This window comes from Caproiciproducens puteiluti (genome assembly GCF_052442865.1).
Classification (GTDB): domain Bacteria; phylum Bacillota; class Clostridia; order Oscillospirales; family Acutalibacteraceae; genus Caproiciproducens.
In genome coordinates, this window is record NZ_CP194790.1 from 182,733 (window position 1) to 195,221 (window position 12,489).

The following is a 12,489-nucleotide window of genomic DNA, read 5'->3' on the forward strand; positions in this document are numbered from 1 at the left end:
AAAAAAAAGCAGGCGGTATTTTATTGCCAGCGATCTCTTTCCTTAATAGGAGGTATCTACCCAATAAAACAGAGGTCAGGAGTCTTATTTCTTCCCGCAGATAAGTCCCATTTCCCCGGCGACCAAAGACGTACGCAGCAGCTTTGGAACAAAGCTGTTCTTCCGGGTGTCCACGAAGCGGATTTCCGTTACCTCTTTTGACAGCGTTTCCACCAGTGCGTTCAAATTCGGATAATTCTTCTGGGAGAAAAACACATCTTCAAACGCGAAGGGCGCGCCGGGTTTCAGTACCCGCAGAGCCTCCCGGATCAGCGCCAGTTTATCCGGCTGGGTGCGTACCTCGTGAAAGACAAAATTGCTTACCGCGGCATCGAAGTGCCCGTCAGGAAAGTCCAGATGCGCTGCGTCACCCTTTTGAAAGAACGTACGGTTTGCAACCCCTTCCAGCTCCGCGTTGGTTTCGCACTGTTCCTTTGCGTAGTCCCACATTGCGCCCCAGTAGTCCATGCCGACACAGCGGGCATCCGGATATTTTTTTGCGGCCTTGATGGTCAGCGCGCCGCTGCCGCAGCCGATATCCAGAAGCGTACCGTGCCCGTCCCAATCGAGATAGCGCAGTACATTGTCCAGAATTTTGCCCTGCACGCCGCCGCCCTCATAAGAGAGCAGCCGGCGGGCGCGGACCATGTATCCGAAAAGGGCCAGCGTCAGAAGCGCCGCGGCAGCGAAAAAAATCCGAAGGATAATAACGGGAACGCTCGCTGCCGGCAGGAAGCTGGCGGCGAACAGCAGGGCCAGCAGGAGGCCGGTCACGCCTAAGGTAGTCGGCAGCTTTGCCGGTATCCAATTTGCATAGTCGATTTTTGTTTGCTTTTTCATGAAAGTTCCCCTTCCGCTTTTCCGGCCAGCAGACCGATCCAGCCCTTTTTGTTCCGTAACAGGCGGACGGGAGCAAAACCCGCCTGTTCCAGCCGAACCTTCAGGTCCTCGCCGGCATAGACCGTCATCCCGTCGATGAGCCCGGTCCAGGTAGTGTTGGCCGGATCATCCATTTCGCATACGAGGAGGAACTGCCCTCCGGGTTTGAGTACGCGCAGGACCTCGGCAAAAGCTTTTTCGAGATCAGGCCAGAAATAGACCGTTTCAAAAGCGGTCACCAGATCGAAGGCTGCGTCGGCATAGGGCAGAGCCCCTACGTCCCCTTGTCGGATCTCACACCGTTTGCCAAGGTCCGCGGCGTTTTTCTTCCGACTGAAGGCGACGCTTTCTGAGGAATAGTCGATGCCGTCCACGAACCCCAGGGGACAGAGATTCATCAGCCTTGCGATGTTCGCGCCCCCGCCGCAGCCAATGTCCAGCACGTGGGCGTCCGGCGCGGGATAAATCAGGGAAAGCCCCCAGGTGGACAGCGGCGTATGCCCTCCGTTCATGCTGCGGAGCATCATGCGCCCAAGAAAGCCTTCCGGCTTTCGCGTGTTTTGGAAAAAGCGTTTCATCATCTTGATTCCCCCTTGCGGCAGCAAAAGCAGGCCATGGATTTTACCGTATCCAGGGTCACGTTTGCGTAGAAATTTTCCAGTTGTTTTTTCAGGCTTTCCGCCGTTTCAAACGGAGGAGTAAAAAAGCCCTTCGGTTCGTAAAAATGCCGGATAAACCAATCGGTGCGCCGGGTTTCGCCCCGGATATAAAAGCAGCCGCAGAAAATCCCGCCGGGCTTCAGCACCCGGAAGGTCTCGCGATAGGCCGCGCCCTTGTCCGGAAAGGCGTGAAAGCCGTTCAGGGACAATACGACGTCGAAGCTGCCGTTTTCAAAGGGGAGGCCCCCCACGTCGCCCTGTACAAAGCGGACCTGCCGCAATCCGAACTTTTCCGCCCTTTTTTGCGCGGTGGCCATCATTTCCGTCGAGTAGTCCAGACAGGTCACGTCCGCATTTGCCAGCTTCTGGTATACCGGCACGGTGAGTACGCCCGTACCCACGGGAACTTCCAGAAGCTTTCCGGCAAAGTCCTCCCGGATTCCGGCAAGCGCCAGCTGCAGATAGCGGTCATTATCCGCCTTGTTCATATCCCACACCAGTTTGCAGATGGTTCTGCCAAAAAGCGTGGAGCAGGTGATCATACCGTCGTAGGCGGTAGCCTCCTGTCCCAGCATCTGATAAGCCTGCCGGATTTCTTCATGCGCCATGCCTGTCGTCACTCCTTCTGATTTTTTTTCCGTTGGCGTTTTTCGTGTGCCCCTCCGCCATGGCGGCCAGGGAAACGGGCAGCTTCCTGATCGCCCATTAATGGTTAGCCTACGCTAACTCAAGCCGGTTAAAAAAGCCGTCCTTGCGGGACAACCTTTTTAAAACAGCTCGCGGCACGCGCTGCGCACTAGCGTATCCAGTACCTGAGGATAGGGCACCGATCTCATGCTGATGGGAAATGGTGAGCATCAGTCCCCGGACGACGGCGGCAGCCAAATCCCCGCGACCGCTACAAGCTGGTCGACGGTCGTTCTCCGTACGCCGAGGGAAACAGCGCTTTCCTTCGCGGCACTTTTCAGCTTTCGATAATAATAGCCTCTTCCTGCCATGTAAAAGCCGTTGCCATTTTCATCACCGTATGACTGAATTTATAATTACAATCATACGATACACCCACCTGTCTGCTTTGTCAATCCTTTCAGGCGCTATGAAGAAAAATCCATTGCGGCAGAGAACGTAAACTGCAGCAACAACAGGTGGTGGAAAAATAATCTCCGTGAGTGGCCGGAATAGAACAAACGCAACCTCCGGTGGAGTTGTTGAGGCAACAATGTAAAGGCCTTTTCAAAGATTGCTTTGGCAGAATGCCTTTAAAGCCGTACAGTCGGCCAGTTCATCCTTTCCTTCAACTTGAAAAGTGACGGTGTCGTTTTGTTTTGCGTTGAGGCTCATGACCGAAAACAGGCGTTTGGAGTCCGCCGTCTTTCCATTCAATGTGATATTGACCGTTGAATGGAGTCCCTGCGCAAATTTGACCAGCAGGCCCGCCGGACGGGCATGAATACCGTTTTCATCCTTGATCGTATATGTAAATGTTTTCATGATGTTTTCCTTTCTTTTAACGCTGGGTAATTGGCTGCAATCATGCCGGAAGCAGCGGGGAGTGTACCGTCGCGGAGGAAATGAAAGCCTTTCGATGATTCGCTTATTTCTTCCGGTGATATTCCATGATGCAGGTTTGTTGTGCCTTGGCAGTAACCCCTGTGTGGATGATAAGGGGATCGTCGCATTCTGTCGGACCAGTCACCAGGACAATAATGTCTGTGTCATATCCGTTTTGTTTCAGAAGGGAAAGGTCCACCGTGCAAAGCGGCGTACCGACTGTTACTTTTTCATCAATTCGGACGTGATTCCGGAATCCTTTTCCGTTGAGATCTACCGTATCAATACCGATGTGTACCAGAATTTCCAGGCCGTCCTCCGTTTGGAGCCCGTAGGCATGGAACGTATCTGCGATATTGATGATTCTGCCATTCACCGGCGAAACGATGATACCTGATTCCGGTCTGATCGCCACGCCGTCCCCCAGCATCTTTTGTGCGAATACGTCATCATTGACTTCGGTGATAGGGATGACCAGCCCGCTTTGTACGGCAAAAATTTTTCCCTCGGCGTGATTATCTTTCTTTGTTGTTTGTTTTTTTAAGTTGAATAGCATGAAATACTTCCTTTATGAATCACCGGTATCCACAGCAGTGCAGCTAAATATCTTGACACCGTTAAACTTTCTTTTTCTTACTTATTTCCTGTTAATGCCGCTTTCCTGTTCAATAGGAACGGGCGACAGTAAGCGGCCGCATTGCTTGTTGGAATCACTTCTTCTGAAATATGGATTCCCAGTTCTTCCCTGATATAAGCTCTGCGCTTCTGGATCCGTTCCCACATTTCCGGATATTCCTTCTTTATTGTTTCCCGCAATACCTCGTCAGCCAGCAGGATTCCACTTTCACAACTGACCCCACCATATCCGGGAACGGACGGGATGATATCAACCTGGAACAGCATTCCACTCTTTAACACTTCCGCAGAATCCGGGTACACTGGAGAAGAAAGCCATTCTTCATCGGCACATAAATGGCCCGGGTTCAATGACCATCCATACTGTGCCTTCGGCAGCACTTCTTCAATCCTGTCGTATAATTCTTTTCCGCTCATGCCAATGTGAATCGTTTCTAACCAGGTCCTCACAGCAGCAAAATAAGGAATCGCTACTTTTTCCAGGTAGTCTTTTTCACCTTTGGGCAATTCCTCCGCGCAGGATACTGCATATCCGCCGCGGCTTTGTAACCCGCCTTTGAATCCCGTCGTGATCGAGATACGATCTCCTTTTTTGATTATTTTATTGCTGGGGTACATGTTGGCCTTTTCAAACCGTTCCCCTGTCGCCATGATGGTTACAACATTGTGGGGCTGTCCAAATGCGGCTAATTTTTCCGCAACCTGCATTTCTGTTTTTCCTGCATCCAATTCTGCCATGGTCTCTAATATACAATTTCCAGCAAGTGCAGCCCCGAATTCATAGTGTGCAAATTCATTGGCGTTGTTTGTCGTACGCAGACCGTTTTCTCCAATAAATAAGCTTGCAGCATTAGAAAACTTTGCTTCCCTGCAGGTATTCTTAATGGCTTCTACTATAAAGTAAGGAATATCATATAATACGGCATCGTCGTCAGATTTGCCGGTGAAATTTTTCCATCCAACCAAACCGATGTTTTTCGCTTTCTCCAATTCACACTGCGCTAAAATTTCAGCGACCGTTTTTTCTGTTTTCATTGGCTGGTTCGGCAATGAAAAATGCGGCATATGGATAGCCGTCACTTCCATTCTTGACTTTGCTGCTTTATTCAGGTTTTCATTTCCCAGGACCATATAGGCTTTACCGCAGGAGTGAAGCACCAGCAGCGCCTCTTCAAAACGGGGCAGGAAACCACATAAGTATTCAAAATTGCTTCCATGTTCCAGGTCGGCATAGACAACAATGGCTTCATAGCCATGATTCTTCATCTTCTCTAACAGCTTTTCTTTTCTGTCACGCATGGTTTCATCACTTAGTGCAACCGGTACAAGATTCTGCTCTAATTCCGGTGCGCTTATTTCTTTTAACTGAATCAATTTGTTTTATCCTTTCTTAAATATTATCAATAGGGAACATTGGACGCATAATGCGTTTGAATGGCAGTTTTGACGTATCCTGCAGCGTTGCTCCCTGGGTTAATGACATAACGTTCAATTTTCCGGCTTCCTTTAATTCGGGGAAAATGTAGCCCTGTTTGACAATGATGATATCATAGTCTTTATAATTGACCCCGGCGGCATGGAACTGGTGTAATTCCACAAAAGGATGATTGCTTCCTGTAACAATAATATCGATTGGCCTATCTTTTACGCCGACGGCAATGCAGTCCCCAAAATTCCCCTCTTCCGTGTAAGCGTAACCAGCCAGGTATCCTTTTGCTTTGACAACAACGTCCAAATTTACCTGTGCGGATAACTCATCCAGATTCATCCCCAAAGAAACGGCTGTTGCCTCTCCTTTTTCACATTTAGACAACTTGGCCAATACTTCTGCATCATTGATGCCGGCGAACAAAAATTTCTTGTTGCGGGTATCATCAAGGGCCAGTACCAGACGCAATAGGAAGGTATTGCATCCTACAGCCCCCGAGGTTACATTATCCCCGGAGTCGGTAATGAACACAGGCTTTCCTTTGAATTCGATTGCCATCTTCAGCGCTTCTTCCGGCTGGGCAGTGAATCCGGTATAGTGGAATTCATGACGTTTATCCCATATATACTTCGCCAGCTGATCTGCGATTTCATTTGCATATTCCTGATCGCCCCCTGTCGCCGGGATGACAACAATCCCGCATCCCACAACATCACAATCATGGCGAATATATCCTACATGCCAGGAACAGCTTACTATTCTTGGATCTTCTTCTAATTTATCCAGATACTGATTGATGGATTTTACCGGTTCATCGGCAGAAACGCTCTGTTCTCCGCCCAGGATCATCGGTAATTTGCGATATACCGGCGTAATATTTTGACGATTCTTCAACAATGCAGCCAGCTTTTCACAAACAAACGCAATTGTTTCCTTAATATCCGTATGCGGTGAATAACGATAACTGCGGATCAGTGTTGTGTTCTCTACATATTCTTTAGAGAGGTTTCCGTGAGGATCACAAACTACTGCAATTGGCAGGTAAGGACCAACCACATTGCGAATCATCTTCATAATGTGATGATCGCCTGAGCCGCCCTCCAGGCCTTCGACTTCACTTGCCCCATGTAGGTGAAGGAAAATTCCATCAATTTCATGAAGGTGTTTTCTCATATCTTCCAGAATTCTCTGTTCAATGTAATCAAATGCAGCCTTCTCTAAAACACCGCCGGCTGCTCCGTCGGCATAAATGGAAGGGATCATTTCGATTCCTTCTTTCGCAAACACCTCTTTACATTTCATTTCCCGAATGCAGTCTTCTCCAAATAAAAGATTAAAATTTTCTAAATTGCTCTTATACGGAATATTTGCGTTGGATTCAAGAACAAATCGCGCAATCAATACTTTCATTGTATTCACCTCATAAATGCTGTTCGTCATTTCGGTAAGCTTTCCACTTTGATAGCTCTTCCCGTAGGCTTTTATCCATGAAAACCCACCTTTCTCCGCTATTTTTGATGATTTCGACATTCATCATGATATCAAAAGGTGGGTTTTTCTGTCAGAACCTTTTCTTTATTTTACTTCTTTTGCTTCCATTTTTGAAAGGATAATCTTACTGGCGACAAAAGACACGGCAATTGCGATAATTGCTACGACTGCAGCCAAAATCAGATTTCCAACGCTGCCTTGTTTGTCGACAAAGAACAAAGCCGTGAATAAACCGGGGCATCCGCCCATAACGTAGCTCTTCAGTCCAAAGATACCGGCAACCAAACCGGCACTTACAGCTCCGATTGCGGTGCCGATCAACACTCTTGGCCTCATAATCAATGATCCGTAGAAGGCGGGTTCCGTAACTCCGCAAAGTGCGGTCACACCAAAAGACGCAATCATGCCTTTCTTCGTTTTGTCATTTTTCATTGTGGTGGCTACCGCCAAGGCACTTCCACCGACACATAGGTTGGAAATGAATCCCATGATCATGATTGCCGGATCATATCCGAGTGTTGCAACGCTGTTAAATCCAATCGGCATAATCGCTTTGTCTAATCCCAGCATAACCATGTAGGGGTAAACCGCGGCAAAGATCGGCATGGCCACTCCGCCAATCGTGTTCATTAACTGTGTAATCCCCATCCCTACATATGTACTTAAAATGGTTCCGACAGGGCCTAAAGCAATCAATGTGACAGGAACAACGATTGTCATTGTAAACAACGGTTTCAAAAAGTACCTGACGGTGTCAGGAAGATACTTCTGGAAAAATCTGTCTACAAAATACATTAGTCCAACGCCAAGCATAATGGGTAATACACTGCTCGCATAGTCTACTGTCGGGATTCCAATACCCAGGAAGCTTAACCCTTTTACGCCGCTGATGCTTGAACTGACCAGAAGACCGCCTAAAAAGGCACCCATGATCGGTTCCATCTTCAAGCGTTTCGCCATCGTATATCCTATATATATCGGTAAAAAAGTAAATCCGGCGCTGAAAATTGCGGTCATAATGACTGCTGTGCCGGATTCCATGCTGACACCGAAGTAGTTGATCAATAAGTTTCTGATTGCAAGGATCATTCCACCAGTAATCAGGGCAGGAACAATCGGCATAAAGATTGCAGCCATGAAGCTGCCGAATTTATTGACATAGTACATCGCCTTTTTTTCTTCTGGCTCTTCTTCGGCTGAAGCCCCTCCGCTATTCTGTCCCTCTTTCCATCCCGATACATCCAAAAAATCGTTATATGCTTCATTCACGTTAGGCCCGATGATGATCTGGACCTGTCCGGCCTTGTTGACGATTCCCAGGACATCTTCAATTCCTTTTAGCGCCTCTTCATTTATAAGTTTCTTGCTGTTGTAGTGTAAACGCAGCCTTGTTGCGCAATGTTCAACTTGGTTTAAGTTTTCGATACCGCCAACGTTTTCCAGTACCTGCTTTGACATCTCAATATATTTCATTTTATTTCCCTCCACCAAAATCAATTCTCTGAACTGTTTTCATTTAGATATCCCTTTTAGCTGCTATAAGGTCCTTATACCAATAATAGCTTTCTTTTGGAATGCGCCTGTTGTTATTCTTGAAATCCACCCGGACAATGCCGTACTTTTTTTCGTAGCCATTGATCCAGCTGTAAAGATCCATTGTAGACCACAGATAATAACCTTGTACGTTAACGCCTTCCTCCCTTGCTTTCAGCATGTAATCAATAAATTCCCCGCATATCTTTATTCTTTCGGGATCCTTTATGTAGCCGTTGTTATCCGGAGTCTCGTATTGGCCATGCCCGTTTTCTGTAATATAAACCAATACATTGCCATATCTTTCTTTCATTTCCATCAAACAGTCGTACATGCATTTCGGATAGACCTCTCTTCCCCAGAGATTCCGTCTTGTATTCGGATCAAAAGATGTCTCAAACATGTTCTTGATTCGAATCCCCTCTTTGCTTGCCGATCCTTTTCCCACATTATTGTGAAATACTTCCGTTTTTCCCTGAGAGTAGTCTGTTACGTACTGACGGTTGTAAACATTCAGCCCGACATAGTCTGCCCTGCCCTTTTGGAATACAGGAAAATCTTCTTCGTGAAGGAAAAAGGCATCGACACTGTTGTCTTTTAAAACTTCATTCAGTTTATCAGGCAGCTTACCCAGCAGGGCAGTATCCAGGACCATCCGGCTGTAAAAAATATCCGCTCTTAATCTTACCAACTCTTTTTCTTTGGTATCAGGGTCTAATTCCACATTTCCATTGTCATGAACAATGCCGATGATTCCATCCATCCCCAGCTCTTTATAGCTTTGAATCGCTTTAGCGCTTCCGAGCATGAGATGATAAAGAACTTTCCAAAAGCGTCCGAAATCAGCCTTATAGTTTGGCGGGTAGTTTCCTACTACATAACTGCAATAAGCGTAATACCTTGGTTCATTGATAGTGGACCAAATCTTAACCCGGTCTCCAAAATTTTTAAAACATACCTTTGCATATTCATGAAAAGCATCCGCGACTTCTCTGTTCTCCCATCCGCCTATTTTAGCCATTTCATTCGGAAGATCATAATGGAATAGTGTTACATTCGGAGTAATTCCCTTTTCCAGACAATAATTGATGACCTTATTATAGAATTCGATCCCTTTGGGGTTGATCGCCCCTGATCCCTGCGGTATGATTCTGGCCCATGAAATGGAGAATCGATAAGTGTTTTGATTTCCATCTGCCATTAAATCGATATCTTCTTTATATCTATGGTAAAAATCACTGGCGACGTCCCCATCTTCGTTATGAATATTCAGCGGGCTTTCATGATTAAAAACATCCCATTCATTTAAACCTTTTCCATCTTCGTTCCAGGCCCCTTCACATTGATAGGCCGCTGTTGCGGAGCCCCACAGGAATTTGTTTACACTCATAATTCCGTATTTTCCTCCCTTGAGTTTATTTTGAATCTATATAAAAATGGAATCGCGCGCTGACTCCATTTATTGAACAGCGTTTGGGTTTGCTGAAATAAATCATTCCTTGCTACGAAGGGTTCTGAGTGATGCGTGCGATATGAACGGTCAGGTACAGAAGCTCCTCTTTGCCGAAATCGTAGTGGTATTTTTCCAAAATCATCTTCCGGATTTTTTCGGCACACTGAAGCGCATCCTGATGCTTGCTTTTGATGACGTCAAGCAAATCGTCGTCCCCATCCTTATAATGTCCTCCCATCAGAAGACGCTGTGCGAAAAATTTCAGATGGTTGATAAAGCGGGAATAACTCAGGGACGACTCGTCGAACTCCATCTGAAAATATTCTTTTATAATCGTGCAGACCTCCTGTATGATCTCAGTCATACTGTAGGTGTTTTTCATCTGACCGTTCAATTCGGCGTTTATGAAATGCATCGTGATAAAAGCCGCTTCATCTTCAATGAATTGAATGCCGGTTTCTTCCAGAACGATTTGGTTCGCCTTTAGTCCAACAGCAAATTCATCGGGATAAAAGTGCCTGATATCCCAGAGAAGAGGATTTTCAAGAATCAAATTTTCTTTGTATCTGGAAATCGCGGTGGAGATGTGGTCGGGGAGTGTCACGTAGATGCAGTCGTTTAATTTCTTTCCTAAGTGTGTTTTCGCGTAATCGATCACGCGTTCGGACAAAAGCATGTGCTCCATGGGAATCTCGGCAAGCATCATCTGAAATTTCGAGGCGATGCTTTTGTCCGATAAGGTGTAGACTTTATCAATCTGACCCAAATCGATTTCATCGCCGGGCCTTTTGCGAAAACCGATTCCACTGCCCATTGCGACGATTTCCTGTCCCTTTGCATTCCGTGTGACGATTGTATTATTATTTAATATTTTCTGAATCGTCATACGGATTCCACTCCCTTCAAAATAATTGAAAAATAAAAAAGGCAAGACTACTCTTCTTCAAAGTAGTCTTGCCTGCATTACCAGTCACAATCCAGTTTGTTAACTTTTTGTGTACTTAGCATAACCTTTTTACTTCATTGTGTCAACTGATAATTATAACAAACAAAATCTTGAAAATTCATCTATATTGCTTAGTAATTTAGGATATCATTCGTTTTCGGCATCACTAAGACAAAAGCAGGTTTATTTTAAATTCTCTTCACATTTCAGCATTCGCTCTTCATAACCGTCCAGTTTCCAGTCCAGCCTTGCCAAAATGTCATTCAGTTCCTGAATGTGTGCAACGATCTGCTCGCGCTGTTCCAGAAGCAGTTTCTTTCGTGCCGGAATTGTCTCTTTTCCTTTATGAAAAAGCGTGACATATTCAACGAGAGTTTCCACCGAAACACCTGCCGAGCGCATACATTTGATATATTCAACCCAGCGGCAGTCTTCCTCGGAATAATCGCGGATACCACCGGAAGTGCGCGCAACATTGGGAAGCAGACCAATTCGCTCGTAATAGCGCAGAGTATCCGGGGTTAGCCCATGCTTTTTCGCAGTTTCCGCAATGGTCATCGGCTTTCACTTCCTTTTTATTTGAGTTTATTATATTCCTCTTCGGGAAGGGACTCAAGCCATTCATTGAAGCCGCTCTTCGCTGGAATCTCCACCGCCAAATGGGAAAACCAGCTGTCCTTTGCCGCGCCGTGCCAATGCTTGACTTCGGGCGGAATTTCTACTACATCGCCGGGATGCAGTTCCTTTGCAGGTTCACCCCAAGCCTGATACCAGCCGCGACCCGCAATCAGCAGCAGAATCTGGCCACCCATATGATGAATATGCCAGTTGTTGCGGCAGCCAGGCTCAAAGGTAACATTGGCAATATTCGGTGTCTGTGTCAGCGGATTCAGATGTGCATGACCGGTAAAATACTTGGAAAGCATCTCCGGCAGCGGCGCACCGAGGCCAAAAAGATTCTGTTCATTAAATTCTACATTGCTCATCATTTTTACGCCCTTCCTTAAATTGTCTTAATCTCATAGGTTCGGCTTCCAAGTCCCAGTTTTTTCGCGGTTTCGACGATATGGATGCCGTTGCGGGATTCCATGCGCTCGATCAAAGCGGCCTTGCTTTTATCCGGTGAAGCGTAAACAGCATCCACGCACGCCTGATCCAGAGCCACAGGGTCTAAGGAAGCAAAAATCCCCAGATCCGCCATTTCTGGTTCATGTGGATTCGCATCGCAGTCACAGTCGACCGACAGGCGGTTTGCCACATTAATGTACACGATGTTTTCACGCCCCATGTAATCCATGACTGATTTGTCCGCATCCGCCATCGATTCCAGGAAAGAATCGTGGTCGGCTGTCCACAGCTTAGCCGGATCGCCCGCACCGTGGATATTTGCCTTGCCGTGTGAGGAAGCAACGCCGATGGACATGTTTTTCAGCGCACCTCCAAAACCTCCCATCAGGTGCCCCTTGAAATGGGAGAGCATTAACATGGAATCATAGTTTTTCAAATGTTCTCCAACAAAGTTTTCCCTCAGATGCTTTCCGCCTTTCACAGGAATCGAAAATTCTTCGAATTCGTCCATGATATCGCAGGGGGCGATCTCCAAAAATCCGTGGTTCCGAATCGCCTGCCAGTGGTCGGCTGAAGAACAACGTTTTCCCTCATAAGCCGTATTGCATTCCACAATCGTGCCGTTCAGCTTCTTCACCAACCGCCCGATCAACGCGGGCTGCAGAAAGTTGTGTCCACCCGGCTCCCCTGTAGAGATCTTAACGGCAACCCTGCCCTTTAGTGATACGCCAAGCGCTTCATAAATGTGGATCAGACTTTCCGGCGTGATCTCCTTTGTAAAGTAAACGATAGACATTGCAGTTCT

General features: G+C 46.8%; 14 protein-coding genes. All 14 read right to left on the reverse strand.

Annotated features, from left to right (window positions below; translation table 11 throughout):
* Positions 1-84: 84 nt before the first annotated feature.
* Positions 85-879 carry a class I SAM-dependent methyltransferase gene (locus ACRQU7_RS00875; protein ID WP_444642993.1) on the reverse strand — a complete coding sequence of 265 codons (795 nt, stop codon included), beginning with the start codon at positions 877-879 and terminating at the stop codon, positions 85-87.
* Positions 876-1,499: a class I SAM-dependent methyltransferase gene (locus ACRQU7_RS00880; RefSeq protein WP_444642995.1), complete on the reverse strand. Its 624-nt coding sequence runs from the start codon at positions 1,497-1,499 to the stop codon at positions 876-878. The genes ACRQU7_RS00875 and ACRQU7_RS00880 overlap by 4 nt, the downstream gene beginning before the upstream one ends.
* Positions 1,496-2,185, reverse strand: coding sequence for a class I SAM-dependent methyltransferase (locus ACRQU7_RS00885; protein WP_444642997.1), 690 nt, complete (start codon positions 2,183-2,185; stop codon positions 1,496-1,498). The genes ACRQU7_RS00880 and ACRQU7_RS00885 overlap by 4 nt, the downstream gene beginning before the upstream one ends.
* Positions 2,186-2,434: 249 nt before the next feature.
* Positions 2,435-2,575 carry a hypothetical protein gene (locus tag ACRQU7_RS00890; RefSeq protein WP_156103882.1) on the reverse strand — a complete coding sequence of 47 codons (141 nt, stop codon included), beginning with the start codon at positions 2,573-2,575 and terminating at the stop codon, positions 2,435-2,437.
* Between the two features lie 235 nt (positions 2,576-2,810).
* Positions 2,811-3,068 (reverse strand): HPr family phosphocarrier protein, encoded by a 258-nt coding sequence (locus tag ACRQU7_RS00895; RefSeq protein WP_444642999.1) that lies wholly within the window; start codon positions 3,066-3,068, stop codon positions 2,811-2,813.
* Positions 3,069-3,171: 103 nt separating this feature from the next.
* Positions 3,172-3,684: a PTS glucose transporter subunit IIA gene (locus ACRQU7_RS00900; protein WP_038322192.1), complete on the reverse strand. Its 513-nt coding sequence runs from the start codon at positions 3,682-3,684 to the stop codon at positions 3,172-3,174.
* A 77-nt stretch (positions 3,685-3,761) separates the two neighbouring features.
* A complete protein-coding gene (locus ACRQU7_RS00905) occupies positions 3,762-5,138 on the reverse strand; it encodes a M24 family metallopeptidase (protein WP_444643002.1) in 1,377 nt (458 codons plus the stop codon).
* A gap of 16 nt (positions 5,139-5,154) precedes the next feature.
* The gene (locus ACRQU7_RS00910) at positions 5,155-6,603 is read right to left on the reverse strand and encodes a M81 family metallopeptidase (RefSeq protein WP_038322272.1); all 1,449 of its coding nucleotides are present in this window, start codon (positions 6,601-6,603) and stop codon (positions 5,155-5,157) included.
* 165 nt (positions 6,604-6,768) lie between these two features.
* Complete coding sequence (locus tag ACRQU7_RS00915) at positions 6,769-8,157, reverse strand: PTS transporter subunit EIIC (protein ID WP_038322190.1); 1,389 nt, start codon at positions 8,155-8,157, stop codon at positions 6,769-6,771.
* Positions 8,158-8,200: 43 nt separating this feature from the next.
* Positions 8,201-9,607: a glycoside hydrolase family 1 protein gene (locus tag ACRQU7_RS00920; protein WP_444643005.1), complete on the reverse strand. Its 1,407-nt coding sequence runs from the start codon at positions 9,605-9,607 to the stop codon at positions 8,201-8,203.
* Positions 9,608-9,719: 112 nt separating this feature from the next.
* Positions 9,720-10,556, reverse strand: coding sequence for a BglG family transcription antiterminator LicT (gene licT, locus ACRQU7_RS00925; RefSeq protein ID WP_444643007.1), 837 nt, complete (start codon positions 10,554-10,556; stop codon positions 9,720-9,722).
* Between the two features lie 243 nt (positions 10,557-10,799).
* Positions 10,800-11,174 carry a MerR family transcriptional regulator gene (locus ACRQU7_RS00930; protein ID WP_038322188.1) on the reverse strand — a complete coding sequence of 125 codons (375 nt, stop codon included), beginning with the start codon at positions 11,172-11,174 and terminating at the stop codon, positions 10,800-10,802.
* A 17-nt stretch (positions 11,175-11,191) separates the two neighbouring features.
* Positions 11,192-11,602 (reverse strand): cupin domain-containing protein, encoded by a 411-nt coding sequence (locus tag ACRQU7_RS00935; protein WP_444645646.1) that lies wholly within the window; start codon positions 11,600-11,602, stop codon positions 11,192-11,194.
* A 17-nt stretch (positions 11,603-11,619) separates the two neighbouring features.
* Positions 11,620-12,480, reverse strand: coding sequence for a DUF362 domain-containing protein (locus tag ACRQU7_RS00940; protein WP_038322186.1), 861 nt, complete (start codon positions 12,478-12,480; stop codon positions 11,620-11,622).
* Positions 12,481-12,489: the final 9 nt, after the last annotated feature.

Excerpts from the sequence above, each read along its gene's own strand:
- ACRQU7_RS00895 (WP_444642999.1), bottom strand. The coding sequence starts at position 3,068 with ATGAAAACATTTACATATACGATCAAGGATGAAAACGGTATTCATGCC.
- licT (WP_444643007.1), bottom strand. The coding sequence starts at position 10,556 with ATGACGATTCAGAAAATATTAAATAATAATACAATCGTCACACGGAAT.
- ACRQU7_RS00900 (WP_038322192.1), bottom strand. The coding sequence starts at position 3,684 with ATGCTATTCAACTTAAAAAAACAAACAACAAAGAAAGATAATCACGCC.
- ACRQU7_RS00935 (WP_444645646.1), bottom strand. The coding sequence starts at position 11,602 with ATGAGCAATGTAGAATTTAATGAACAGAATCTTTTTGGCCTCGGTGCG.
- ACRQU7_RS00920 (WP_444643005.1), bottom strand. The coding sequence starts at position 9,607 with ATGAGTGTAAACAAATTCCTGTGGGGCTCCGCAACAGCGGCCTATCAA.
- ACRQU7_RS00940 (WP_038322186.1), bottom strand. The coding sequence starts at position 12,480 with ATGTCTATCGTTTACTTTACAAAGGAGATCACGCCGGAAAGTCTGATC.
- ACRQU7_RS00880 (WP_444642995.1), bottom strand. The coding sequence starts at position 1,499 with ATGATGAAACGCTTTTTCCAAAACACGCGAAAGCCGGAAGGCTTTCTT.
- ACRQU7_RS00890 (WP_156103882.1), bottom strand. The coding sequence starts at position 2,575 with ATGGCAGGAAGAGGCTATTATTATCGAAAGCTGAAAAGTGCCGCGAAG.
- ACRQU7_RS00875 (WP_444642993.1), bottom strand. The coding sequence starts at position 879 with ATGAAAAAGCAAACAAAAATCGACTATGCAAATTGGATACCGGCAAAG.
- ACRQU7_RS00885 (WP_444642997.1), bottom strand. The coding sequence starts at position 2,185 with ATGGCGCATGAAGAAATCCGGCAGGCTTATCAGATGCTGGGACAGGAG.
- ACRQU7_RS00910 (WP_038322272.1), bottom strand. The coding sequence starts at position 6,603 with ATGAAAGTATTGATTGCGCGATTTGTTCTTGAATCCAACGCAAATATT.
- ACRQU7_RS00915 (WP_038322190.1), bottom strand. The coding sequence starts at position 8,157 with ATGAAATATATTGAGATGTCAAAGCAGGTACTGGAAAACGTTGGCGGT.
- ACRQU7_RS00930 (WP_038322188.1), bottom strand. The coding sequence starts at position 11,174 with ATGACCATTGCGGAAACTGCGAAAAAGCATGGGCTAACCCCGGATACT.